The following is a 26,268-nucleotide window of genomic DNA, read 5'->3' as shown; positions in this document are numbered from 1 at the left end:
AGCGTCGAAATCCACACTGTCGTGAGTTTTCCGACGCAATCCGCTGACTTTTTACCATGCCTTACCAACAAGTGCGATCAGCCGCGAAACTCGCCGCGACCGTTGTACTTGGCCTTGCCCGCCAGTTGCTCTTCGATACGCAGCAATTGGTTGTACTTGGAAACGCGGTCGGAACGGCACAGGGAACCGGTCTTGATCTGGCCCGCCGAGGTGCCCACGGCCAGGTCGGCAATGGTCGAGTCTTCGGTTTCGCCGGAGCGGTGGGAGATCACGGCGGTGTAGCCCGCAGCCTTGGCCATCTGGATGGCTTCCAGGGTTTCGGTCAGGGTGCCGATCTGGTTGAACTTGATCAGGATCGAGTTGGCGATCTTTTTATCGATGCCTTCTTTCAGTATCTTGGTGTTGGTCACGAACAAGTCGTCGCCCACCAATTGGATTTTCTCGCCGATCTTGTCGGTAAGGATTTTCCAGCCATCCCAGTCGGACTCGTCCAGGCCGTCTTCGATCGAGATGATCGGGTAGCGCTGGGTCAGGCCCTTCAGGTAGTCAGCAAAACCTTCGGAGTTGAACACCTGGCCTTCGCCGGACAGGTTGTATTTACCGTCCTCAAAGAACTCGCTGGCCGCACAGTCCAAGGCCAGGGTCACGTCGGTGCCGAGCTTGTAGCCAGCGTTGGCCACGGCTTCGGAGATCACTTTCAGTGCATCTTCGTTGGACGCCAGGTTCGGTGCAAAACCACCTTCGTCACCCACGGCAGTGCTCAGGCCACGGGCCTTCAGCACAGCTTTGAGGTGATGGAAAATCTCGGTGCCCATGCGCAGGCCTTCGGAGAAGGACTTGGCGCCAACCGGCTGCACCATGAATTCCTGGATGTCGACGTTGTTATCGGCGTGCTCGCCACCGTTGATGATGTTCATCATCGGCACCGGCATCGAGTAGACACCTGGAGTGCCGTTCAGGTTGGCAATGTGCGCGTACAGCGGCAGGTCCTGATCCTGGGCAGCAGCCTTGGCCGCAGCCAGGGATACGGCGAGGATGGCGTTGGCGCCCAGGCTGCCTTTGTTTTCGGTGCCGTCGAGCTTGATCATCGCGTGGTCCAGGGCTTTCTGGTCCAGCGGGTCCTTGCCCAGCAACAGGTCACGGATCGGGCCGTTGATGTTGGCTACAGCCTTGAGTACACCCTTGCCCAGGTAACGGCTCTTGTCGCCATCACGCAGTTCCAGCGCTTCGCGCGAACCGGTAGAAGCACCGGACGGCGCGCAGGCGCTGCCGATGATGCCGTTATCGAGAAGCACGTCGGCTTCGACGGTGGGGTTGCCACGGGAGTCGAGAACTTCACGACCTTTGATGTCGACGATTTTTGCCATTGTTGTAAACACTCCAAAGTTGACGAAAACGACGCAGCTGAAGGAAATCTTTTGACCGACCGCAAGGGTGGAACAACGAGGCAGGCTTGCAGACGACAAGGCTCAGGCCCGCAGGCCTGAGCGTAAAGCGTGGGAAATTCTACCGGAGAAACGAAGCTTACGCGGTCTCTACCGTCGGAAAACTCTTGACCAGTTCGTCCAACTGCTTGAGCTGGGCCAGGAATGGTTCCAGCTTGTCCAGGCGCAGGGCGCAGGGGCCGTCGCATTTGGCGTTGTCCGGGTCCGGGTGGGCTTCCAGGAACAGGCCCGCCAGGGACTGGCTGATACCAGCCTTGGCCAGGTCCAGCACCTGGGCACGACGCCCGCCCGCAGAATCGGCGCGACCACCGGGCATTTGCAGCGCGTGGGTCACGTCGAAGAACACCGGGTATTCGAACTGTTTCATGATGCCGAAACCGAGCATGTCCACCACGAGGTTGTTGTAGCCGAAGCTAGAACCGCGTTCGCAGAGGATCAACTGGTCGTTACCCGCTTCCACGCACTTGTTCAGGATGTGTTTCATCTCCTGGGGCGCGAGGAACTGGGCTTTCTTGATATTGATCACTGCGCCGGTCTTGGCCATCGCGACGACCAGATCGGTCTGGCGCGACAGGAAGGCCGGCAACTGGATAATGTCGCACACCTCGGCGACCACGGCAGCCTGCTCAGGCTCGTGGACGTCGGTGATGATCGGCACGCCAAAGGCTTGCTTGATGTCCTGGAAGATCCGCATGCCTTCTTCAAGGCCCGGGCCGCGATAGGAGGTCACGGACGAACGGTTGGCCTTGTCGAAGCTGGCCTTGAACACGTAAGGGATACCGAGTTTCTCGGTGACCTTCACGTACTCTTCACAGACCTGCATCGCCATGTCGCGGCTTTCCAGCACGTTCATGCCGCCGAACAGCACCATGGGCTTGTCGTTGGCAATCTCGATGTCGCCTACGCGAATGATCTTCTGGGCCATCAGGGTTACGCCTTCTTCTGATGTTGCGTCAGTGCAGCTTTGACGAAACCGCTGAACAACGGGTGACCGTCGCGCGGCGTCGAGGTGAACTCAGGGTGGAACTGGCACGCCACGAACCATGGATGATCCGGTGCCTCGACCACTTCAACCAGCGCGCCGTCACCGGAGCGACCGGAGATTTTCAGGCCGGCCTCTTTGATTTGCGGCAGCAGGTTGTTGTTCACTTCGTAGCGGTGACGGTGACGCTCGACGATCACGTCCTTGCCGTAGCAATCGTGAACCAGCGAGCCCGGCTCCAGCAGGCAGTCCTGCGCGCCGAGGCGCATGGTGCCGCCCAGGTCGGACGCTTCGGTACGGGTTTCGACCGCGCCAGTGGCATCTTCCCACTCGGTGATCAAGCCCACGACCGGGTGGCCGCTCTTGCTGTCGAACTCGGTGGAGTTGGCGTCTTTCCAGCCCAGCACGTTACGGGCGAACTCGATGACGGCCACTTGCATGCCCAGGCAGATACCCAGGTACGGAACCTTGTTTTCACGGGCGTACTGCACGGCCGTGATCTTGCCTTCCACGCCACGCAGGCCGAAACCGCCGGGAACGAGGATCGCGTCCACACCTTCGAGCAAGGCAGTGCCTTGGTTCTCGATGTCTTCGGAGTCGATGTAGCGCAGGTTGACCTTGGTACGGTTGCTGATACCGGCATGGCTCATCGCTTCGATCAGCGACTTGTACGCGTCCAGCAGTTCCATGTACTTGCCGACCATGGCGATGGTGACTTCGTGCTCAGGGTTGAGCTTGGCGTCGACCACGGCTTCCCACTCGGACAGGTCCGCGCCGTTGCATTGCAGGCCGAAACGCTCGACCACAAAATCGTCCAGGCCTTGCGAGTGCAGGATGCCCGGGATCTTGTAGATGGTGTCGGCGTCTTCCAGCGCGATCACCGCACGTTCTTCAACGTTGGTGAATTGCGCGATCTTGCGACGCGAGGAAATGTCGATCGGGTGATCGGAGCGGCACACCAGCACGTCCGGCTGCAGGCCGATGGAACGCAGTTCCTTGACCGAGTGCTGGGTAGGCTTGGTTTTGGTTTCGCCGGCGGTGGCGATGTACGGCACCAGGGTCAGGTGCATCAGCATCGCGCGCTTGGCGCCGACTTCGAAACGCAGCTGGCGGATGGCTTCGAGGAACGGTTGCGACTCGATGTCACCCACGGTGCCACCGATCTCGACCATGGCCACGTCGGCATCGCCTGCACCCTTGATGATGCGGCGCTTGATTTCGTCGGTGATGTGCGGGATCACCTGGATGGTTGCACCCAGGTAGTCACCACGACGCTCCTTGCGCAGCACGTGCTCGTAGACACGGCCGGTGGTGAAGTTGTTGTTCTGGGTCATGGTCGTGCGGATGAACCGCTCGTAGTGGCCCAGGTCCAGGTCGGTCTCGGCGCCGTCGTGGGTGACGAACACTTCACCGTGCTGGAACGGGCTCATGGTGCCCGGGTCAACGTTGATGTACGGGTCCAGCTTGAGCATGGTGACCTTAAGTCCCCGCGCCTCCAGGATGGCCGCCAATGAAGCCGATGCGATGCCTTTCCCCAATGAAGAAACAACACCGCCCGTGACGAATATGTAGCGCGTCATGAAAAACCCTAGAAGTCTGCGTTAAAGCGGTCCGAGCCGCCGGGGAAAGCGAAGGAAGGCCGAAGCCCCCGATCACCTGCATTAATCACAGTGCACCTTTCAAAAAAACCGCCGCGTGGTGACAGACCAGCAATGAAACACCGGTACGTTGATCGCTACACATTTTTTGGAATCGCCCAGCAAAGACTGCTTGGTAATCGGCAACTGCTGCAATTCAGGAGAATCCACAGAAGTTGTATCAAGAAGGGAGCGTAGTCTACCGGAAAGGCTCTATCAGCTCAAACCTTGATCGCAGGTCTGTGGCATCCAATGTAATTGCCACTCATCGCTCGATGCCGGCCAGAGTCCCGCAAGGCTGGGCGCACCCAGCAATTGCTCGCCCTGATGCAGCAGCGGCAATCTGCCACGGACGCAGCCCGGCAGACCATTTTCGTTAAGCAGGCGCTTCAAGTCGCGCCGACCGCGGCCTGGCACTGCGAGGACTTCGCCGCCCTGGCGGTAGCGGATCGTCAATGGACCTCCAGGCACCCTGCCCGTCAGTTTCACCTGACCATTGCCGGGTAACTCTAGTGGGTTTTGCGGATCAGGCCAGCTCACCGACGCGTCGGAAAATTCCGACCAAGTGGAGGGCAGCCACCAGATACGCTCACCGCTGCGGTGCAGATCACCGTCCGCCAGGCGCCACAGGGGCTGTGCGTCGCCCTTGGCGTCACGTAGGGCATGCCAACTGGCCCAGTGGTCACTGTCGGGTAAACGGGTGAGAGGGGTTAGCCAGTGACGTAGGGCGTTGCGTTGGCGGGCGTCGGAGAGCTCTCGCAGCGGCGCAAGCGCCAAGGACGGCAAATGTAACCAGGGAAATGGCGAAGATTGATGGGCGGCTCGCAAGTCCATCTGCGCCAGTTCATCCAGCAGGGCCTGAGCCTCACTCAAGTGCTCGGCGGCCCGAGCGAGGCTTGAGCTAGCCTGCGGCCAGCGCTCCGCCAGTACCGGAAGCACGCGGTGGCGCAAGTAATTACGGGAGAACCGCGAGTCCGTGTTCGAAGGATCTTCAATCCATGTGAGCTGATGCGCCTCGGCATAGGCTTCCAGCTCTGCACGCGGGACATCCAACAAGGGCCGTACAAGATAGCCAGCCGCCAGCGGGCGCTGCATTGGCATTGCCGCCAGCCCGCGCACACCCGCCCCACGCAGCAGGCGGAACAACAAGGTTTCTGCCTGATCGTCGCGATGCTGGCCCGTCAGTAGCACCTCCCCTGCTCCGGTTACCTCGGTAAACACCTGGTAACGCGCGTCACGGGCGGCGCGCTCAAGGCTGGCGCCGTGCTGGACCTGCACGCGCATGACGCGCAGGGGCACACCCAGGCTGTCGCAAATCGATTGGCAATGCTCGGGCCAGGCGTCGGCGGCAGCTTGCAAGCCATGATGAACATGGACAGCACTGAGGGGCGGTAGGGTGTCGGTTTTGGCCAGGTTGGCCAGGAGATGCAGCAGGACGGTGGAATCAAGTCCACCCGAGAATGCGATGTGCCAGGCCGGGGCATCGCGCCAGGGAGCCAGGGTATGCAGCAGCTTGGCAGGCAGATTCGGGTTGAAAGGTTTCATTGCACCGTACCGTCCGAGCTGAACCACAAACTGTAGGAGCCGGCTTGCCGGCGATGGCAGCCTCAGGCCTTGCGATGCCCTTGCTGGCCTCATCGCCGGCAAGCCGGCTCCTACAGGGTGTTGCGTCGTGCTTAGAGGCCGTAGCTCATCAAACGCTCATAACGACGGGCCAGCAGCGCTTCGTTATCCAGCTTCTTGAGCATCGCCAGTTGCGAACCCAGTTCAGCGCGGATCGTCGCGGCAGCAGCAGCCGGGTCGCGGTGGGCGCCGCCCAGCGGCTCGGCGATGACTTTGTCCACGATACCCAGGCCTTTGAGGCGATCGGCGGTAATGCCCATGGCTTCGGCAGCGTCCGGCGCTTTTTCGGCGGTTTTCCACAGGATCGAGGCGCAACCTTCGGGCGAAATCACCGCGTAGGTCGAGTATTGCAGCATGTTCAGTTGGTCACAGACGCCAATGGCCAGTGCGCCGCCGGAACCACCTTCACCAATCACGGTGGCAATGATTGGGGTTTTCAGGCGGGCCATGACGCGCAGGTTCCAGGCGATCGCTTCGCTCTGGTTGCGCTCTTCAGCGTCGATACCTGGGTAGGCGCCCGGGGTATCGATGAAGGTCAGGATCGGCATCTTGAAGCGCTCGGCCATTTCCATCAGGCGGCACGCCTTGCGGTAGCCCTCTGGACGCGGCATGCCGAAGTTGCGGCGGACTTTCTCGCGCACTTCACGGCCTTTCTGGTGACCGATCACCATCACCGGCTGGTCGTCCAGGCGAGCGATACCGCCCACAATGGCCGCGTCGTCGGAGAAGTGGCGGTCGCCATGCAACTCGTCGAACTCAGTGAAAATGTGCTGAATGTAGTCCAGGGTGTACGGACGGCGCGGGTGGCGAGCCAGGCGCGCAATCTGCCAGCTGGTCAGCTTGCCGAAGATGTCTTCGGTGAGCGTGCTGCTCTTGTCTTGCAGGCGAGCGATCTCATCGCCGATATTCAGCGAATTGTCATTGCCGACCAGGCGCAGTTCTTCAATCTTGGCTTGCAGGTCAGCGATCGGCTGTTCGAAATCAAGAAAATTCGGGTTCATAAGCGTCCGTCTTGGGTCGACGGCCAGGGAGTGCCTGGCCAGCCGGTTGTCTATTCGCGCCCTACCTTAAGGGAGAGGCGCGTTTAGGTCGAGATTAAATGTTCAGTCGAGATCAGGCTGTTAGGACTGCCTGACCGTCAACGGTATTGGAGGAAGACGTTGTCACGGCCGAACTGGTCACGCAATGCTTGAATCAAGCCATCAGCCGGATCAATTCGCCAAGTCTCGCCAAACTGCAACATGGCCTTGGCGTCGCTGCCGGTGTACTCCATGGTCACCGGGCACGCGCCACGGTGGCGCTTGAGCAAATCACCCAACCAGCGTAGCTGATCGCCCTTGAGTGCTTCGGTTTTCACCTTCAAGCGCAGGCTTTCGGCCAGATTGGTGCGCGCATCCTCCATGCTCATCACCCGTTTGATCCGCAGGCGCAGGCCACCGGAGAAGTCATCGTTGCTGACCTCCCCTTCCACCACCACCATCGCATCGGTCTGCAACAGCGACTGCGCAGAATGGAACGCGTCGGCAAACAGCGAGGCCTCAATGCGGCCCGAGCGGTCGTCGAGGGTGATGAACCCCATCTTGTCGCCCTTTTTATTCTTCATCACCCGCAGGGCGATGATCATGCCGGCGACGGTCTGGGTATCCCGCGCAGGCTTCAGGTCGATGATGCGCTGACGGGCGAAACGGCGGATCTCGCCCTCGTATTCATCAATCGGGTGACCGGTGAGGTACAGGCCCAAAGTGTCTTTCTCACCCTTGAGGCGCTCCTTGAGGGTCAGCTCCTTGGCCTTGCGGTGGTTACCGTAGACGTCCGCGTCCTCTTCGACGAACAACCCGCCAAACAGGTCGGCGTGGCCGCTATCATGGGTGCGGGCGGTCTGTTCGGCGGCCTTGATCGCTTCTTCCATCGCGGTGAGCAGCACCGCACGGTTGCGATCGATATTGGCCTGGTAAGCCTTCGGCTCATCATGGAAATACGGGCCAAGACGATCAAGTGCGCCGCTGCGGATCAGGCCATCGAGGGTCCGTTTGTTGATGCGTTTGAGGTCAACCCGCGCACAGAAGTCGAACAGGTCGGCGAACGGCCCACTCTGACGCGCTTCGACGATAGCTTCCACCGGGCTTTCGCCCACGCCTTTGATCGCGCCCAGGCCATAAATAATGCGGCCTTCGTCGTTCACTGTGAACTTGAACTCAGAGGCGTTCACGTCCGGCGCGTCAAGGCGCAGCTTCATGGTGCGCACTTCCTCGATCAAGGTCACGACCTTGTCGGTGTTGTGCATATCCGCCGAGAGTACCGCGGCCATGAACGGCGCCGGGTAGTGGGCTTTCAGCCAGGCAGTCTGGTACGACACCAGGCCGTAGGCGGCGGAGTGAGATTTGTTGAAGCCATAACCGGCGAATTTTTCCACCAGGTCGAAGATGTTACCCGCCAGGTCCGCGTCGATATTGTTGGTGGCGCAACCTTCGATGAAACCGCCGCGCTGCTTGGCCATTTCCTCGGGCTTTTTCTTACCCATGGCTCGACGCAGCATGTCCGCGCCACCCAGGGTGTAACCGGCCATCACCTGGGCGATCTGCATTACCTGTTCTTGATACAGGATGATGCCGTAGGTCGGGGCCAATACTGGCTTGAGGCCTTCGTACTGGTAGTCCGAGTGCGGATATGCCAGTTCGGCGCGACCGTGCTTACGGTTGATGAAGTCGTCCACCATGCCCGATTGCAACGGACCCGGACGGAACAGGGCCACCAGTGCGATCAAGTCTTCCAGGCAGTCGGGCTTGAGCTTTTTGATCAGCTCTTTCATGCCCCGCGACTCAAGCTGGAACACCGCCGTGGTTTCGGCTTTTTGCAGCAAGGTGTAAGTCGGTTTGTCGTCCAGCGGGATAAACGCGATATCCAACGGCGCTTCGTTGACCTTGGCGCGGTCGCGGTTGATGGTCTTGAGCGCCCAGTCGATGATCGTCAGGGTCCGCAGCCCGAGGAAGTCGAACTTCACCAGGCCGGCCGCCTCCACGTCGTCCTTGTCGAACTGGGTTACCAGGCCGTCGCCTTCTTCGTCGCAGTAGATCGGCGAAAAGTCGGTGAGCTTTGTCGGGGCAATCACCACACCACCGGCGTGCTTACCGACGTTACGCACCACGCCTTCAAGCTTGCGCGCCATGTCCCAGATTTCGGCGGCTTCTTCGTCGACCTTGATGAAGTCGCGCAGGATTTCTTCCTGCTCGTAGGCTTTTTCCAGGGTCATGCCGACTTCGAACGGGATCATCTTCGACAGACGGTCCGCCAGACCGTAGGACTTGCCCTGCACCCGGGCCACGTCACGGATTACAGCTTTCGCCGCCATGGAACCGAAGGTGATAATCTGGCTCACCGCGTTGCGGCCATATTTCTCGGCCACGTATTCGATCACGCGGTCACGGCCGTCCATGCAGAAGTCAACGTCGAAGTCGGGCATGGAAACCCGTTCCGGGTTCAGGAACCGTTCAAACAGCAGGTCATATTCCAGCGGGTCGAGGTCGGTAATCTTCTGCACATAGGCCACCAGCGAACCGGCACCCGAACCCCGGCCTGGACCTACCGGCACGCCGTTGCTTTTGGCCCACTGGATAAAGTCCATTACGATCAGGAAGTAACCGGGGAACCCCATCTGGATGATGATATCCAGCTCGAAATTCAGCCGGTCGACGTAGACCTGGCGCTTGGCGTCGTAATCTTCGGTGGTGTCCTTGGGCAGCAGGACGGTCAGTCGCTCTTCAAGGCCGTCGAACGAGACTTTGCGGAAGTACTCGTCGATGGTCATGCCATCGGGAATCGGGAAGTTGGGCAGGAAGTGCTTGCCCAGCTTCACTTCAATGTTGCAGCGCTTGGCGATTTCGACAGAGTTTTCCAGGGCCTCGGGCAGGTCGCTGAACAGCTCGGCCATTTCGTCGGCGCTTTTAAGGTACTGCTCTTCGCTGTAGTTCTTCGAGCGGCGCGGGTCATCCAGGGCCCGGCCTTCGCCGATGCACACGCGGGTTTCGTGGGCCTCGAAATCTTCCTTCTTGATGAAGCGCACATCGTTGGTTGCGACCAGCGGCGCGCCCAGCTTATCGGCCAAGGCCACGGCCGCGTGCAGGTGTTCTTCGTCGTTGGGGCGATTGGTGCGCTGGACTTCCAGGTAGAAACGATCGGGGAAGACCTGCATCCACTCCTTGGCGAGTACTTCGGCTTCTTGAGGATTGCCACCCAGCAGCGCGATACCGATCTCGCCCTCTTTGGCGGCCGACAGCATGATCAGGCCTTCGCTCGCCTCGGCGACCCATTCGCGCTCTATGATGATCGAGCCATTGCGCTGGCCGTCGATGAAACCACGAGAAATCAGTTCAGTGAGGTTGCGGTAACCCACGCCGTTCATCGCCAACAGGCTGATGCGGCTAAGTGCATTATCCGGATCTTTGTTGGACAGCCACAGGTCGGCGCCGCAGATCGGCTTGATGCCGGCGCCCATGGCGTTCTTGTAGAACTTGACCAGGGAACACATGTTGTTCTGATCGGTCACCGCGACCGCAGGCATGTTCATGCCCACCAGGGTTTTGACCAGCGGTTTGATCCGTACCAGGCCGTCGACCAGGGAGTATTCAGTGTGCAGGCGTAGGTGAACGAATGAAGCCGGCATAGTGATCTCTTATACGTGGAAAACAACAAGGCCCGGATTGTACCGGGCCTTGAGCAAAACATCAGCCTCGCGGCTACACCTCGTTGAGGCTCTCGCGCAGCTCGTAGGCCTGGCGAACCGGGGCGAACGAGCGGCGATGGATCGGCGTCGGGCCAAGCCGAGCCAGGGCTTCCAGATGAACGGGCGTCGGATAACCTTTATGCCCGCCAATGCCATAGCCGGGATAGATCAATTCGAATGCGGCCATTTCACGATCACGACTGACTTTGGCGAGGATCGAGGCGGCGGCGATGGCGGGCACCTTGCTATCACCCTTCACCACCGCCTCAGAAGGCATGGCCAGCTTGGGGCAACGGTTACCGTCGATCATCGCCATTTTGGGGGTGATGTGCAGGCCTTCAACCGCACGCTGCATCGCGAGCATCGTGGCGTGGAGAATGTTCAGTTCGTCGATTTCTTCGACTTCAGCCCGGGCGATATGCCAGCTCAGGGCTTTTTCGATGATCTCGTCGTAAAGCTTTTCACGGCGCGCCTCGGTGAGTTTCTTCGAGTCATTGAGGCCGAGGATCGGGCGGTTCGGATCGAGGATCACCGCGGCCGTGACCACGGCACCGCACAAAGGTCCACGCCCGACTTCGTCGACACCGGCGACCAGTTCATGGGCTTCGGCAACCAGGCTGAAATCCAGGCCCATTTGCGTCGTCATAAGGTTTCCTGTTTCTGGCCGATCAAGGTCAACACGGCGTCTGCCGCCTGGTTCGAGGCATCACGACGCAATATGCGATGGATGTCGTCGAAACCGCGGGTCTGTTCTTCGCCGCCATCGATCAAGGGTAGTAGGGTTTGCGCAAGGGCCTCAGGCGTTGCATCGTCCTGCAACAACTCCGGCACCAACAGGCGTTGGGCCAGCAGATTGGGCAGGGAGATGTAAGGGCTTTTGACCATGCGCTTGAGGATCCAGAAGGTCAGCGGCGCCAGGCGGTAGGCCACCACCATTGGGCGCTTGTACAGCAAAGCTTCCAGGGTAGCCGTCCCCGAAGCGATCAGCACCGCATCACAGGCCGCCAGGGCGAGGTGCGACTGGCCGTCGAGCAAGGTCAACGGCAGATTGCGACCTTCCAGCAGCGTTTCGATCTGCGCGCGACGCTGCGGGCTCGCGCAAGGCAGCACGAAACGTATCCCTGGTTTCAACGCTTGCAGACGCTCGGCGGCATCGAAGAATACAGAGGCCAGGCGGCCAACTTCGCCACCACGACTGCCCGGCATCAGCGCGACCAACGGGCCGTCGGGCAAGCCCAGTTCGGCACGCGCGGCGGCGCGGTCAGCCTGCAACGGAATCGTGTCCGCCAGGGTATGCCCGACAAACCGTACCGGCACGCCCTTCTCTTCGTAGAACCTGGCCTCGAACGGCAGCAGTGTCAGCATCAGATCGCAGCCTTCGCGGATCTTCAGCACGCGCTTCTGCCGCCACGCCCACACGGACGGGCTGACGTAATGCACGGTCTTGATCCCGGCCTGACGCAACTTGAGTTCGATATTGAGGGTGAAGTCTGGCGCGTCGATGCCGATGAACACGTCGGGCTTTTCTTCGATCAGGGTCTGAATCAGCAGCTTGCGACGGGCCAGCAGCTCGCGCAGGCGACCCAGCACCTCGACCAACCCCATGACCGACAGGCGCTCCATGGGAAAGTAGGACGTGAGCCCTTCAGCCTGCATCAGCGGACCGCCGACACCGATGAATTCAACCGCCGGATGCTGGGCCTTGAGGGCCCGCATAAGACCTGCGCCCAGAATGTCACCGGAAGCTTCCCCGGCTACCAGCGCGATACGCAGATTAGCCATGATTAGCGGGTGATGCCGCGAGTCGACGCCTGGATCGAGTCACGGAACACCGCGACTTCCGGGAACAACGCTGCCGGCTCGGCCAATTGGGTCAATGCCTGGTCAACCGTGAGCCCTTGGCGGTAAACCACCTTGTAGGCACGGCGCAGGGCATGGATGGCGTCTTCGCTGAACCCACGACGGCGCATGCCTTCGAAGTTCATGCTGCGCGCTTCCGCCGGATTGCCGAATACCGTGACGAACGCCGGAACATCCTTGCCAATGGCGGTGCCCATTCCGGAAAAGCTGTGGGCGCCGATATGGCAGTACTGATGCACCAGGGTGAAGCCGGACAGGATCGCCCAATCATCAACATGCACATGTCCGGCCAATGCAGTGTTGTTGACCAGGATGCAGTGGTTGCCGATGACACTGTCGTGGCCGATGTGCGCGTAGGCCATGACCAGGTTGTGATCACCCAGGGTGGTCTCGGCACGATCCTGAACGGTGCCACGGTGAATGGTCACGCCTTCACGGATGATGTTGTGATCACCGATTACCAGGCGCGTCTCTTCACCCTTGTACTTCATGTCCGGGGTGTCTTCACCTACCGAGGAGAACTGGTAGATGCGATTGTGTTTGCCAATGCGGGTCGGACCTTTGAGGATCACGTGCGGCCCGATGACAGTCCCCTCGCCGATTTCCACACCTGCGCCGATGATCGACCAGGGGCCGACCTCAACGTCGGCGGCCAGAACGGCCGACGGATCGATGATTGCGCGAGGGTCAATCAAACTCATAGTTTGCGTTCCGCACAGATGATCTCGGCGGAGCACACCGGCTTGCCGTCCACCGAGGCCTGGCATTCGAACTTCCAGATCTGGCGCTTGCAGCTGATGAACTTGGCTTCCAGGATCAACTGGTCACCCGGGGTCACCGGGTTGCGGAAACGCAACTTGTCGGAGCCCACGAAATAATAAAGCGTGCCGTCGGCAGGCTTGAGGTCGAGCATTTTGAAACCAAGGATACCGGCAGCCTGGGCCATCGCTTCGATGATCAACACGCCCGGCATGATTGGATGCGCAGGAAAGTGACCATTGAAGAACGGTTCGTTGATGCTGACATTCTTGTAGGCACGAATGCGCTTTTCCTCGATGTTGAGGTCCACTACGCGGTCCACCAGCAGGAACGGGTAACGGTGAGGCAGGTATTCGCGAATCTCGTTGATGTCCATCATTTCGGGGGGAAGCCTGTAATAAAGATTGGGGGCGGGCGAACTAAAAGCACGCCCCGCTAGCAAATCAAGGAGGCAGTCTAGCGGCTGTGCACACTTGATATGGAAATGGTATCAGCCTTCTGATGAAGCATTACCGCCAGGGGTCACGTCCCCAACACGCTTTTCCAGCTGTTTGAGACGTCGAGCCATGTCGTCGAGCTGCCTCAACCGTGCTGCACTCTTGCGCCATTCAGCCGCGGGCTGCATGGCGGTACCGGAAGAATAGGCGCCTGGCTCGGTGATCGAGTGGGTGACCATGGTCATGCCGGTGATAAAGACGTTGTCGCAAATATCGATATGCCCCACCAGCCCTACGCCACCGGCGAGCATGCAATGCTTGCCGATCTTGGTGCTGCCGGAGATACCCACGCAGGCCGCCATGGCGGTGTGATCGCCAATCTGCACGTTGTGGGCGATCTGGATCTGGTTGTCGAGCTTCACGCCATTGCCGATCACGGTATCGGCCAGAGCCCCCCGATCGACAGCGGTATTCACGCCGATCTCCACGTCGTCGCCGATCAATACGCCGCCGACCTGGGCAATCTTGTTCCAGATACCCTTGGCATTGGCAAAACCGAAGCCTTCACCGCCAATCACGGCACCCGACTGGATGACCACACGCTCACCAATACGCACGTCGTGGTACAGGGTTACACGCGGAGCCAGCCAACCGTCAGCACCGATCTCGCAGCGCGCACCGATAAAGCAATGGGCACCAACCGTTACGCCCGCCGCAATGCGTGCGCCACTTTCGATCACCGCAAACGCACCGATACTGGCCGCTGGATCAACCTGCGCATCATCAGCAATAACCGCCGATGGATGAATACCGCTGGCAGCCTTGGGTTTCGGATCGAACAGGTGCGACACCCGTGCATAAGCCAGATACGGGTCGGCTACCACCAGCGCATCCCCGGCAAACCCTTCGGCGTCAGCGGCCTTCAGCAACACGGCTGCGGCTTGGCTGTCGATCAGGTATTTACGGTATTGGGGGTTTGCGAGGAAGCTCAACTGAGCTGGGCCAGCCTCCTGCAAGGTGGCTAGCCCAGTGATTTCCTTCTCCGGGGAGCCACACAAGGTGGCTCCCAGGAACTCGGCCAACTCGCCGAGCTTGATAGTCGCGGTCATGGCTTACTTCAGCTGGTTCATGCGCTCGATCACCTGACGGGTGATGTCGTATTGAGGCTTGACGTCGATCACAGCGCCACGCTCGAACACCAGGTCAAAGGCACCTTTCTTGATGACTTCTTCCACAGCGCTGTCGAGTTTCGGCTTCAGTTGTTTCAGCATTTCACGGTCAGCAACAGCCTTGGCTTCGTTCAGTTCCTTGGACTGGAACTGGTAGTCACGGGCCTTTTGCTTGAATTCAAGCTCCAGACGCTCGCGCTCGCCTTGCTGCATCTTGTCACCACCGGCTACCAGGCGATCCTGGATGCCCTTGGCGCTGCTTTCCAGCGTCTTGAGCTTGGTCAGTTGCGGACCGAACTTCTTCTCGGCATCCACGGCGTACTTCTTGGCCGCATCGGATTCCAGCAGGGCCATCTGATAGTTCAGGACGGCGATTTTCATTTCGGCGAAGGCCGGGGTGGTTACCAGCACGGTGGCCAGCAGAACCAATTGAGTCAACTTACGCACGATGTACTCCTACAGAATCCGTTGTCGTTATCTTGGGTCAGACGCTTAGAACGTCTGGCCGAGGGAGAATTGGAAAATCTGGGTTTCAGCGTTATCCGGTTTCTTGATCGGCATGGCCAGAGCAAAGCTCAATGGGCCAAGCGCAGTCACCCAGGTCACACCCACACCCACGGAGCTTGCCAGGTTGCTCAGGCTCACATCGTTGCACTGGGTGTTGGACTTCACACCGCTCGGGTTACGGATCTGCTCGCACTTGGAGTCGAACACGTTACCCACGTCCCAGAAGACCGAAGTCCGCAGGGAACGCTGATCTTTCACGAATGGCAGTGGGAACAGAATCTCCGCACCACCTTGGATCAACACGTTACCACCGAACGGCAACGGGTCGTTGTCCGAATCCGCCACAGTGCCCTGGTTACCGGTTATGCCAACACCACGGCTTGGCGTACCACGCGGGCCCAAGGTGCTGTCTTTGAAACCACGTACGGAGTTGAAGCCACCCGCGTAGTAGTTCTCGTAGAACGGTAGACCATTGGTGGAACCATAACCATCGCCATAACCCAGTTCAGTGTGCAGGCGCATGGTGTAGTTGTCGCTCAACGGCGTGAACAACTGGCCACGGTAGTCGAGCTTGAAGAACGACAGGTCGCTGCCTGGCGTGGTGGTTTCCAGGGTCAGGCTCTGGGAATGACCACGGGTCGCCAGTACACCTTTGTTCAGGGTCGACTCGGACCAGCCGGCAGACGCCTTGAAGTTCAGGAACTTGTCACCTTCACGACGGGTAAAGTCGAAGATCTCATCCACGGTGTACACACCGGTCTTGATCTCATCCTGCTGTGCAGTCAGGCCGAACGTCAGACGGGAAGTTTCGCTGATCGGGTAACCGATGTTCACACCGGCGCCGAGGCTGTCGATCGCATAGCTTGCAACGTCAACGTCGAGGTCTTTGTAGTCGGTGGTGCGGTAGAAGGCGTTGTAGCCCAGGCTCACACCGTCAGCAGTCCAGTAGGGGTCGGTGTAACCGAAGTTGTATCGGCTCTGGTATTCGCTTCGAGTCAGGCCGATGGACACGCGGTTACCGGTACCCAGGAAGTTGTTCTGGGTGATCGAACCACCGAGGATCAAACCGGCACTCTGGGCGAAACCGACGCTGGCGGTGATGGAACCCGACGCCTGCTCTTCCACGGCGTAGTTCACGTCAACCTGGTCATCAACACCCGGTACGGCCGGGGTTTCGACGTTGACTTCCTTGAAGAAGCCCAGGCGTTCAAGACGGGTCTTGGACTGGTCGATCAGGTAAGTCGACGCCCAGCCACCTTCCATCTGGCGCATTTCGCGACGCAGCACTTCGTCCGCAGACTTGGTGTTGCCGCGGAAGTTGATACGGTTTACGTAAGCACGCTTGCCTGGATCGACCACGAAGGTGATGTCCACGGTGTGGTCATCATCATGGGGTGTCGGCACGCCGTTGACGTTGGCGAAGGTGTAGCCTTCGTTACCCAGGCGGCGGGTGATCAGTTCGGAAGTCGTGGTCATCAGCTTGCGCGAGAACACCTGGTCCTTCTGCACCAACAGCAGCGCCTTGACCTGGTCTTCAGGTACTTTCAGGTCGCCACTCAGTTTTACGTCACGAACCTTGTACTTCTCGCCTTCGTTGACGTTGACGGTGATGTAGACGTGCTTCTTGTCCGGGGTGATGGACACCTGGGTCGAAGCGATATCCATGTTGATATAGCCACGGTCCAGGTAGTAGGAACGCAGGCGCTCCAGGTCACCGGAAAGCTTTTCACGGGCGTACTTGTCATCGTTCTTGAAGAACGACAACCAGTTGGTGGTCTTGAGTTCGAACAGGTCGATCAGGTCTTCATCAGCGAACTTGGTGTTACCCACCACGTTGATGTGCTGAATCGCCGCCACGGTGCCTTCGTTGATGTTGACCTTGAGGCCGACACGGTTACGCGGCTGCGGCACCACTTCCGTTTCCACGGTGGCGGAGTAGCGACCCTGGGCAACGTACTGGCGTTGCAACTCGTTACGCACACCTTCGAGGGTGGCGCGTTGGAAGATCTCGCCTTCGGCCAGGCCGGACTGTTTCAGACCTTTCATCAGGTCTTCAGTAGAGATCGCCTTGTTGCCTTCGATCTCGATACTGGCGACGGAAGGTCGCTCGACCACGGTGATGACCAGGACGTTGCCTTCGCGACCCAGTTGGATGTCTTGAAAGAAACCGGTTTTGAACAGCGCACGAGTGGATTCCACCAGGCGACGGTCATCAGCCTGTTCACCGACGTTCAACGGTAATGCACCAAAGACGCTACCCGCGGAAACCCGCTGGAGGCCGTTGACGCGAATATCGGAGATGGTGAAGGACTCGGCGTGAACTTCGGCGATCATCAATACGGTGAGAACCGCAGTTAGCAGCAGACGTTTCATGAAGTCCTTTCTTATTCCAACTGGCAATAAACAAACTGCCGCAAAATGCGGCAGATTCGCAATTCAGCGAAGCGTTACAGTCGACCCAGATCGTTGACCAAGGCTAATAACATCACCCCGACCACCAAACTGATACCGATCTGTATCCCCCAACCCTGCACCCGATCCGACAAGGGGCGACCACGCACCCACTCGACCAGATAAAACAACAGATGCCCCCCATCCAGTACAGGAATGGGCAACAAATTCAGAACACCCAGGCTAATACTCAGATAAGCCAGGAAATTCAGGAAATCCGCGACACCCGACTGGGCAGAAGCGCCCGCCACTTTAGCAATGGTTATCGGTCCACTCAAGTTTTTTACCGAGAGCTCGCCGAACAACATTTTCTTGAGGGATTCGAGGGTCAGCACACTCATGGTCCAGGTGCGTTTTGCACCTTCGCCAATCGCAGCCAAAGGCCCGTAATTCACCTCGCGCACCATGGATGGCGGCCAATCGACACCTTTGACCCCGGCACCCAGGTAACCCCCGGCCGCCTTGGCCTCCCCACGCACCGACAAGGTCACAGGGACGTCGATTTGAGCACCGTCGCGCTCGACTTTCAGCACAATTTTGGTATCAGGACGTACACGTACCAGGTCGACCACCTGCTGCCAGTCACCCAGCGCCTGACCATCGAGGGCCAACAGACGATCACCGGTTTTCAAGCCGGCAGCCTGGGCCGGACCTTTCGGATCCAGCTCAGCGAGGACCGGCGGCAAGGCCGGACGCCATGGGCGGATCCCCAGAGACTTGATCGGATCAGGCTCATCAGCACCCTTGAGCCAATGGTCGAGAGCCAGCTCACGTGGGGTTTCGCTGGTGGAATCCTGCTCGCGCACCACTACCTTGACGATGCCGCTTTCACCCAGCCGACGCACCAACTGCAAATTGACCGCGCCCCAGCCCGTGGTGGGTTCGCCATCAATAGATACAATTTCCTGTCCGGCAACCAATCCAGCCTTGGCGGCAATACTGTCCGACTCGACCGCACCAATGACCGGACGCACCTGCTGGCTGCCCAGCATGGCCAAGACCCAGAAGAACACCATTGCCAACAGGAAGTTGGCGATCGGGCCGGCGGCGACGATAGCAATGCGCTGACGAACGGTCTTGCGATTGAAGGATTGGTCCAACTGGTCTGCCGGTACTTCGCCTTCGCGCTCATCGAGCATCTTGACGTAGCCACCCAACGGGATCGCTGCAATCACGAACTCGGTACCACGACGGTCGTGCCAGCGCACCAGCGGCATGCCGAAACCGACGGAAAAGCGCAGTACCTTGACGCCGCAACGACGCGCCACCCAGAAGTGGCCGAATTCGTGAAAGGTAACCAGCACACCCAGAGCAACCAGGGTGCCGACAATCATGTAAAGCGCACTCATCTAATTTCTCCGCATTCCAATCCAGTGCCTGAAGATCAGGCTAACGCGCGTAGCGGCTCAACCATTGTTCTGCCAAGGCTCGGGCCTTGTTATCCGCCTCGAACACTGCCGCCAGATCATTCACCGCCACGACAGGCTCAAGGGCCAGGACGTCTTCGATAATACTCGCGATCTGCGGAAAGCGGATGCGCCGTTCGAGAAACGCTGCCACGGCCACTTCATTGGCCGCGTTCAGCATTGCTGGTGCGCTGTTACCCGCCTCAGCCGCTTGCCGCGCCAGTCGCAAACAAGGGAACCGCTGCTCGTCCGGCGCCTCGAAGTCCAGACGGGCCACCGCAAACAGGTCCAAAGGCGCTACGCCCGAGTCGATCCGCTCTGGCCAGGCCAGGGCATTGGCAATCGGCGTGCGCATATCGGGGTTGCCCAACTGTGCCAAGACCGAGCCGTCCACGTAGTCGACCAGAGAATGAATCACACTTTGTGGATGAATCACCACCTCGACCTGATCCGGTCGTGCATCGAACAACCAGCACGCCTCGATCAGCTCCAGGCCTTTGTTCATCATGCTCGCCGAATCCACGGAGATTTTACGCCCCATCGACCAGTTCGGATGAGCGCACGCCTGGTCGGGCGACACATGCTCCAGCTCAGCCAGCGGGGTTTGTCGGAACGGACCACCAGAGGCAGTCAGCAGGATCCGGCGTACACCCACCTGGCTCAAGCCACGCGCATAATCGCCGGGCATGCATTGGAAGATTGCGTTGTGCTCGCTGTCCAGCGGCAACAGCACCGCGCCACTCTTACGCACCGCCTGCATGAAGAGCGCACCGGACATGACCAGCGCTTCTTTATTGGCCAGCAGGATCTTCTTACCAGCATCCACGGCAGCCAAGGTTGGGCGCAGGCCCGCAGCGCCGACAATAGCGGCGACCACGGTATCCACTTCAGCATCGCCCGAGACCTGGCAAAGCCCCTCCTCCCCCACCAGCACTTGAGTGGCAAGCCCGGCAGCCCGCAGATCATCCTGCAGGCTCCGAGCCGCAGCGGCCTCAGGCACCACGGCAAAGCGCGGCGCGTGACGCACACACAAGGCCAGCAGTTCGCTCAGGCGGGTGAAACCGGTCAGGGCGAAGACTTGGTAGCGATCAGGGTGACGAGCAATCACGTCCAGGGTGCTCAACCCCACCGAGCCGGTAGCACCCAGCACGGTGACTTGCTGCAGGCGGCTCACGAAGCGGTCATCCACAACAGTACGGCAAAGATCGGGATGGCAGCGGTCAGGCTGTCGATACGGTCCAGCACGCCGCCGTGACCTGGCAGCAGGTTACTGCTGTCCTTGATTCCGGCCTGACGCTTGAACATGCTTTCGGTGAGATCACCTACGACCGATATAAACACGACAATGGCAGTGGCCAGCAGCGCCAGAAAAATTTCCTTCACCGACCAGTCACGCACTACACCGACGACCAGCGTGATCACCAGTGTCAACGCCAGGCCGCCATACACGCCTTCCCAGCTCTTGCCTGGACTGACCGCCGGCGCCAGCTTGCGCTTGCCGAAGGCACGACCGGAGAAGTAGGCGCCGATATCAGCCCCCCAGACCAGCACCATGACGGCCAGGATCAGCCAGTTACCGATTGGATAACGCTTGATCTCCACCAGCCCTTGCCACGCCGGCAGCAGGATCAGCAAACCAATCACCAGCTTGCAGGCAACACTGGACCACTTGCCGCTGGTGCCCGGATAGGTCAACACCAGGAATGTCGCCAGCGCCCACCACAGCACCGCCGCCCCCAACACCCACGGTGCTATGTCCGGCAGGATGTACAGGAGGAACGCCAAAGCAGCTACGACAGCGGCATACACAACGCGCGGCAGTTGCGCGCTGAAACCCGCCAGGCGCGCCCATTCCCAGGCACCCAGCGTGACCACAAGGCCGATAAACAGCGCAAAGGCGGAACCGTCGAGCAGGAAAAATCCACACAAGGCGATCGGCAACAGGATCAGTGCTGTGATGATTCGTTGTTTAAGCATTTAAACCCGGGCTCCAGCTTCGATCTGCTCGCTCGTTTTACCGAAGCGACGCTGACGGGAAGCGAAATCGGCCAGCGCATTACGCATGGCATCGTGTTTGAAGTCCGGCCAGAACAGGTCGGAGAAGTACAGCTCGGTATAAGCCAGCTGCCACAACAGGAAGTTGCTGATGCGGTGCTCACCACCGGTACGGATGCACAAGTCAGGCAACGGCAGGTCGCCAGTCACCAGGCAGGCTTGCAACAGCTCGGGCGTGATGTCGTCGGGCCGCAGATGACCGGCCTGCACTTCACGCGCCAGACGCTGTGCAGCCTGGGCGATATCCCACTGGCCACCGTAGTTGGCTGCGATCTGCAGCACAAATCGATTGGCCCCAGCTGTAATGGCCTCGGCTTCACGCATGGCGGCTTGCAGTTCGGGGTGAAAGCGCGAGCGATCGCCGATGATGCGCAGGCTGATGTTGTTGTCGTTGAGCCGCTTGGCTTCACGACGCAAGGCCTTGAAGAACAGGTCCATCAAGGCGCTGACTTCTTCGGCGGGCCGCTGCCAGTTCTCACTGGAGAAGGCGAACAAGGTCAACACCTCGACCTTGGCCTCGGCGCACACCTCGATCACAGCGCGAACCGCATCGACACCCGCTTTATGCCCGGCAACACCCGGCATAAAGCGTTTCTTCGCCCAGCGATTATTCCCATCCATGATGATCGCGACATGGCGCGGCACCACAGAGGGTACAGTCTGCTTGGTCTTTTCCATGAAGGCGTCCTGACCCCTTATACGGCCATCAGGTCCTTTTCTTTTTCTTCGGTAGCCTTGGTGATTTGGGCCTCGGCATCTTTGGTCAGCTTGTCGATATCGGCGGTGGCACGACGCTCTTCGTCTTCGCTGATTTCCTTGTCCTTGACCAGTTTCTTCAGGTCACCCAGGGCATCGCGACGAATGTTGCGCACGGCAACACGCGCGTCCTCGGCAGCACTACGCGCCTGCTTGGTGAAACCCTTACGGGTTTCTTCGGTCAGGGCCGGCATGGAGATCAGCAGCAGCTCACCCAGGTTGGTCGGGTTGAGGTTCAAACCGGCGCTCTGGATGGCCTTGTCGACAGCACCCAGCATGTTGCGCTCGAACGCGACGACTTGCAGCGTGCGCGAGTCTTTAACAGTAATGTTGGCAACGCTGCTGATCGGGGTATCGGAACCGTAGTAAGGCACCATCACGCTGCCCAGGATGCTTGGGTGCGCCTTGCCGGTACGGATCTGGCCAAATGCATGGCTCAGGGATTCCAGGGATTTTTGCATACGCGCCTGGGCGTCTTTCTTGATTTCGTTGATCATTGTTGGCCTTCCTCGATCAGAGTCCCTTCTGCGCCGCCGTGTACGATATTCAGCAGGGCGCCGGGCTTGTTCATGTTAAATACGCGCAGCGGCATCTTGTGGTCGCGGCACAGGCAAATAGCCGTCAGGTCCATCACGCCCAGCTTGCGATCCAGTACTTCATCGTAGGTCAGATGATCGAACTTCTCGGCATGCGGGTCTTTGAATGGATCGGCAGTGTACACACCATCCACCTTGGTCGCCTTCAACACCACGTCAGCGTCGATTTCGATGGCGCGCAGGCAGGCTGCGGAGTCGGTGGTGAAGAACGGGTTGCCCGTACCAGCGGCGAAGATCACCACTTCCTTGGAATTCAGGTGGCGCATGGCTTTGCGGCGGTCATAGTGATCGGTCACGCCGACCATGGAAATAGCCGACATCACGATAGCCGAGATGTTGGCACGCTCCAGGGCGTCGCGCATGGCCAGGGCGTTCATCACAGTGGCCAGCATGCCCATGTGGTCGCCAGTAACCCGATCCATGCCAGCGGCGCTCAGTGCCGCGCCGCGGAACAAGTTGCCGCCGCCAATCACCAGGCCGACCTGCACGCCGATACCGACCAGTTGGCCGACTTCCAGCGCCATGCGGTCGAGCACCTTGGGATCGATCCCGAACTCTTCCGAGCCCATCAGGGCCTCGCCGCTAAGCTTGAGTAGAATGCGTTTATAGCGAGCCTGATAACCACTGCCCTGCTGAGCCATTGCGAATCTCTCCTGCGGCGTATTTTTAAAAATTCTTGGCGAGCCGTTTACGGCTTGCGTTCACTCTAGCTGGACGCTGCTACAGCGCCATCGGAACACGGCTTTGTAAGCCAGTTCCGAAGGGAAGCCAATTAAAATCGGCCTTCCCATTTGAAAAGAGGCTGCGCGCGTGAGCGGGCAGCCTCTTTCGGGCGACAGTTGAAAACTGTCTTATTGCTTGGCGGCAGCCAGCTGGGCAGCAACTTCTTCAGCGAAGTTGTCGACCGGCTTCTCGATGCCTTCGCCTACTTTGTAGTAAGTGAAGGAAACGATTTCAGCACCGGCTTTCTTGGCCAGTTCGCCAACCTTGACTTCAGGGTTCTTGACGAACGCCTGCTCAACCAGGCTCGCTTCAGCCAGGAACTTGCTGATACGGCCTTTGATCATGTTTTCAACGATGTTTTCTGGCTTGCCGGCGATCTTGTCGGCGTTCAGGCTCAGGAACACAGCTTTTTCACGCTCGATGGCTTCATCAGAAACTTCCGAAGGCAGCAGGAATTCTGGGTTGCTTGCAGCAACGTGCATAGCGATGTCTTTGGCCAGCTCAACGTCGCCGCCTTTCAGAACAACCGCTACACCGATCTTGTTGCCGTGCAGGTAACCACCAACCACATCACCTTCAACGCGGGTCAGGCGACGGATGTTGACGTTTTCGCCAACCTTGCCGACCAGTACCAGGCGATCAGCTTCTTGAGCTTCGATCAGAGGCTCAACGGTAGTCAGCTTCTCGTCGAATGCTTTCTTGACGCTGGCAGCAACGAATGCCTTGAAGTCGTCTTGCAGGGCCAGGAAGTCGGTCTGCGAGTTCACTTCCAGCAGAACGGCAGCTTTACCGTCTTCAACCAGAGCGATAGCGCCTTCAGCAGCGACGTTGCCGGCTTTCTTGGCGGCCTTGATGGCGCCCGAGGCACGCATGTCGTCGATGGCTTTTTCGATGTCGCCGCCGGCCTTGGTCAAGGCCTTTTTGCAATCCATCATGCCTTCGCCGGTACGCTCACGCAGTTCTTTAACCAACGCTGCAGTAATCTCTGCCATTTCAAAATCCTCTTGGATAGGTTTTCAACCATTCCACCCGATCAAACGGGCGATCAATTCTTCCCGAATCTCCGTTGTAGGCCGCTGCACGTTACAAATAGATGTAGCTACGCTGCCGACAAACGGTTTTCGAGGTGGCAAAAAGGGGGCCAAGCCCCCTTTTTGCTTACTGAGTCAACGCCAGGGCGCTAATTACTCAGCGGCAGCTACCGGAGCTTCTTCAACGAACTGCTCGGTACCACCAGCAACGTGGTTGCGACCACGGATTACAGCGTCAGCCATCGAACCCATGTACAGCTGGATAGCGCGGATTGCGTCATCGTTGCCTGGGATGATGTAGTCAACGCCTTCCGGGCTGCTGTTGGTATCGACTACGCCGATAACCGGGATGCCCAGCTTGTTGGCTTCGGTGATCGCGATGCGCTCGTGATCAACGTCGATAACGAACAGTGCGTCAGGCAGACCGCCCATGTCCTTGATACCACCCAGGGAACGATCGAGCTTTTCCAGGTCACGGGAGCGCATCAGCGCTTCTTTCTTGGTCAGCTTGGCGAAAGTACCGTCTTCGGCTTGTACTTCAAGGTCACGCAGACGCTTGATGGAAGCACGGATGGTTTTGAAGTTGGTCAGCATGCCGCCCAACCAGCGGTGATCGACGTACGGCGAACCGCAACGTGCTGCTTCTTCAGCAACGATCTTGCCAGCGGAACGCTTGGTGCCGACGAACAGAATCTTGTTTTTGCCCTGGGCCAGGCGCTCTACGAAAGTCAGAGCTTCGTTGAACATTGGCAGGGTTTTTTCAAGGTTGATGATGTGGATCTTGTTACGCGCGCCGAAAATGTATTTACCCATTTTCGGGTTCCAGTAACGGGTCTGGTGACCGAAGTGCACACCGGCCTTCAGCATATCGCGCATGTTGACTTGGGACATGATAGTTCCTTAATAAGTCGGGTTTGGCCTCCACGTATCCCAATGACCAACCAGCGGCATCAAGGCCTCCGGCACCCAGGTCATCGTGTCGACACGTGTGTGGATTTAAGCTTTGCGGGGTATCCCCGGAAAGCGGCGCATTTTATACCACAGCATTGGCAAAAACGGAATACGCAATCACATTTGCCGCTGCGCGCTTTCGTGTAACCCCTTGAATAGAGCCGACATAGCCCTACCTTATAGAGAGAAGCGATCATCAGAGGCTCATGATTTGAGGCCATCGTCTGTTAGAATCGCGTTTTCTGTGGCTTGTGCGAATTTTGCAACCTTTTGTCGCACGCCCGTAAACCGTATTGATTTCAGCGCATCGCGCTAGAGAGAGCCTGTATGACCGTTAGCTTGAAAACCGCCGAAGACATCGCCGGCATGCGCATCGCCGGCAAACTGGCTGCCGACGTGCTGGAAATGATCGCCGAACACGTCAAGCCCGGCGTCACCACCGAAACCCTGAACCAGATCTGCCACGACTATATAGTCAATGTGCAGGGTGCCATCCCTGCCCCGCTGAACTACAAGGGGTTCCCCAAGTCGATCTGCACTTCGGTCAACCACGTGGTCTGCCACGGGATTCCAGGTGACAAACCGTTGAAGGACGGCGACACCCTGAACATCGACGTCACGGTGATCAAGGACCGCTACTTCGGCGACACCAGCCGCATGTTCCACGTCGGCACTGTGCCGGTCTGGGCCGAGCGCCTGTCCCAGGTCACCCAGGAATGCATGTACAAGGCCATCGAGATCGTGAAACCCGGCTGCCGCTTGGGCGACATCGGTGAAGTGATCCAGAAGCACGCTGAGAAGAATGGTTTCTCGGTGGTCCGCGAATTCTGCGGCCACGGTATCGGTACCGTGTTCCACGAAGAGCCGCAGATCCTGCACTACGGCCGCGCAGGCACCGGCATGGAACTCAAAGCAGGCATGACCTTCACCATCGAGCCGATGATCAACCAGGGCAAGGCCGACACCAAGGTGCTGGGCGACGGCTGGACCGCCATCACCAAGGATCGCAAGCTCTCGGCGCAGTGGGAACACACCCTGCTGGTCACCGAGACCGGCTACGAGATCTTCACCCTGCGCGCTGACGACACCATCCCACGCGTTTCGGCGTGATGATTGCTTCGGTTTTCCCGCAACCCTGTAACTGACTTATAGCTAGAAAG

The 26,268-nt window shown here is 59.0% G+C and carries 22 protein-coding genes; 1 reads left to right on the top strand and 21 read right to left on the bottom strand.

Annotated features, from left to right (window positions below):
• Positions 1-77: 77 nt before the first annotated feature.
• The 21 genes from eno to rpsB all read right to left on the bottom strand — a co-directional run bounded on the left by eno (position 78) and on the right by rpsB (position 25,048).
• Positions 78-1,367, bottom strand: a complete 1,290-nt coding sequence (eno, locus tag HX868_RS14285; protein WP_095014967.1) for a phosphopyruvate hydratase — start codon at positions 1,365-1,367, stop codon at positions 78-80.
• A gap of 157 nt (positions 1,368-1,524) precedes the next feature.
• Positions 1,525-2,370 carry a 3-deoxy-8-phosphooctulonate synthase gene (gene kdsA / locus HX868_RS14280; RefSeq protein WP_010212442.1) on the bottom strand — a complete coding sequence of 282 codons (846 nt, stop codon included), beginning with the start codon at positions 2,368-2,370 and terminating at the stop codon, positions 1,525-1,527.
• Positions 2,371-2,375: 5 nt separating this feature from the next.
• The gene (pyrG, locus tag HX868_RS14275; RefSeq protein ID WP_010212443.1) at positions 2,376-4,007 is read right to left on the bottom strand and encodes a CTP synthase; all 1,632 of its coding nucleotides are present in this window, start codon (positions 4,005-4,007) and stop codon (positions 2,376-2,378) included.
• 273 nt (positions 4,008-4,280) lie between these two features.
• The gene (gene tilS / locus HX868_RS14270; RefSeq protein WP_177003312.1) at positions 4,281-5,609 is read right to left on the bottom strand and encodes a tRNA lysidine(34) synthetase TilS; all 1,329 of its coding nucleotides are present in this window, start codon (positions 5,607-5,609) and stop codon (positions 4,281-4,283) included.
• A gap of 131 nt (positions 5,610-5,740) precedes the next feature.
• Positions 5,741-6,688, bottom strand: coding sequence for an acetyl-CoA carboxylase carboxyltransferase subunit alpha (locus HX868_RS14265; protein ID WP_016976871.1), 948 nt, complete (start codon positions 6,686-6,688; stop codon positions 5,741-5,743).
• A gap of 137 nt (positions 6,689-6,825) precedes the next feature.
• The gene (gene dnaE, locus HX868_RS14260; RefSeq protein WP_177003311.1) at positions 6,826-10,347 is read right to left on the bottom strand and encodes a DNA polymerase III subunit alpha; all 3,522 of its coding nucleotides are present in this window, start codon (positions 10,345-10,347) and stop codon (positions 6,826-6,828) included.
• Positions 10,348-10,420: 73 nt separating this feature from the next.
• Complete coding sequence (gene rnhB, locus HX868_RS14255) at positions 10,421-11,053, bottom strand: ribonuclease HII (RefSeq protein WP_038849180.1); 633 nt, start codon at positions 11,051-11,053, stop codon at positions 10,421-10,423.
• Positions 11,050-12,189, bottom strand: a complete 1,140-nt coding sequence (gene lpxB, locus HX868_RS14250) for a lipid-A-disaccharide synthase (protein WP_016976868.1) — start codon at positions 12,187-12,189, stop codon at positions 11,050-11,052. Before lpxB ends, rnhB begins: the two co-directional genes overlap by 4 nt.
• A gap of 2 nt (positions 12,190-12,191) precedes the next feature.
• Positions 12,192-12,968, bottom strand: a complete 777-nt coding sequence (gene lpxA, locus HX868_RS14245; RefSeq protein ID WP_016976867.1) for an acyl-ACP--UDP-N-acetylglucosamine O-acyltransferase — start codon at positions 12,966-12,968, stop codon at positions 12,192-12,194.
• Positions 12,965-13,405, bottom strand: a complete 441-nt coding sequence (fabZ, locus tag HX868_RS14240) for a 3-hydroxyacyl-ACP dehydratase FabZ (protein ID WP_016976866.1) — start codon at positions 13,403-13,405, stop codon at positions 12,965-12,967. The genes lpxA and fabZ overlap by 4 nt, the downstream gene beginning before the upstream one ends.
• A 111-nt stretch (positions 13,406-13,516) precedes the next feature.
• A complete protein-coding gene (gene lpxD, locus HX868_RS14235) occupies positions 13,517-14,572 on the bottom strand; it encodes a UDP-3-O-(3-hydroxymyristoyl)glucosamine N-acyltransferase (RefSeq protein WP_177003310.1) in 1,056 nt (351 codons plus the stop codon).
• 3 nt (positions 14,573-14,575) lie between these two features.
• Positions 14,576-15,079 (bottom strand): OmpH/Skp family outer membrane protein, encoded by a 504-nt coding sequence (locus tag HX868_RS14230; RefSeq protein WP_003172279.1) that lies wholly within the window; start codon positions 15,077-15,079, stop codon positions 14,576-14,578.
• Between the two features lie 45 nt (positions 15,080-15,124).
• Positions 15,125-17,512 carry an outer membrane protein assembly factor BamA gene (gene bamA, locus HX868_RS14225; RefSeq protein WP_028619206.1) on the bottom strand — a complete coding sequence of 796 codons (2,388 nt, stop codon included), beginning with the start codon at positions 17,510-17,512 and terminating at the stop codon, positions 15,125-15,127.
• Positions 17,513-17,586: 74 nt separating this feature from the next.
• Positions 17,587-18,939: a sigma E protease regulator RseP gene (gene rseP, locus HX868_RS14220; protein ID WP_177003309.1), complete on the bottom strand. Its 1,353-nt coding sequence runs from the start codon at positions 18,937-18,939 to the stop codon at positions 17,587-17,589.
• 40 nt (positions 18,940-18,979) lie between these two features.
• A complete protein-coding gene (ispC, locus tag HX868_RS14215) occupies positions 18,980-20,170 on the bottom strand; it encodes a 1-deoxy-D-xylulose-5-phosphate reductoisomerase (protein ID WP_177003308.1) in 1,191 nt (396 codons plus the stop codon).
• Positions 20,167-20,973 (bottom strand): phosphatidate cytidylyltransferase, encoded by an 807-nt coding sequence (locus tag HX868_RS14210; protein WP_177003307.1) that lies wholly within the window; start codon positions 20,971-20,973, stop codon positions 20,167-20,169. Before HX868_RS14210 ends, ispC begins: the two co-directional genes overlap by 4 nt.
• A complete protein-coding gene (gene uppS, locus HX868_RS14205) occupies positions 20,974-21,729 on the bottom strand; it encodes a polyprenyl diphosphate synthase (RefSeq protein ID WP_177003306.1) in 756 nt (251 codons plus the stop codon).
• A 17-nt stretch (positions 21,730-21,746) separates the two neighbouring features.
• Positions 21,747-22,304 (bottom strand): ribosome recycling factor, encoded by a 558-nt coding sequence (gene frr, locus HX868_RS14200; RefSeq protein ID WP_012722596.1) that lies wholly within the window; start codon positions 22,302-22,304, stop codon positions 21,747-21,749.
• Positions 22,301-23,044 carry a UMP kinase gene (pyrH, locus tag HX868_RS14195; RefSeq protein WP_003189161.1) on the bottom strand — a complete coding sequence of 248 codons (744 nt, stop codon included), beginning with the start codon at positions 23,042-23,044 and terminating at the stop codon, positions 22,301-22,303. Before pyrH ends, frr begins: the two co-directional genes overlap by 4 nt.
• A gap of 210 nt (positions 23,045-23,254) precedes the next feature.
• Positions 23,255-24,118 carry a translation elongation factor Ts gene (tsf, locus tag HX868_RS14190; protein ID WP_016975843.1) on the bottom strand — a complete coding sequence of 288 codons (864 nt, stop codon included), beginning with the start codon at positions 24,116-24,118 and terminating at the stop codon, positions 23,255-23,257.
• Positions 24,119-24,310: 192 nt separating this feature from the next.
• Positions 24,311-25,048: a 30S ribosomal protein S2 gene (gene rpsB / locus HX868_RS14185; RefSeq protein ID WP_003189158.1), complete on the bottom strand. Its 738-nt coding sequence runs from the start codon at positions 25,046-25,048 to the stop codon at positions 24,311-24,313.
• Positions 25,049-25,435: 387 nt separating this feature from the next.
• On the opposite strand from rpsB, the gene map reads away from it, so the two are divergent.
• Positions 25,436-26,218, top strand: a complete 783-nt coding sequence (map, locus tag HX868_RS14180) for a type I methionyl aminopeptidase (protein WP_012722594.1) — start codon at positions 25,436-25,438, stop codon at positions 26,216-26,218.
• Positions 26,219-26,268: the final 50 nt, after the last annotated feature.

It is taken from the genome of Pseudomonas reactans (genome assembly GCF_013385825.1).
Classification (GTDB): domain Bacteria; phylum Pseudomonadota; class Gammaproteobacteria; order Pseudomonadales; family Pseudomonadaceae; genus Aquipseudomonas; species Aquipseudomonas reactans.
This window is presented reverse-complemented; position numbering and strand designations above follow the sequence as displayed.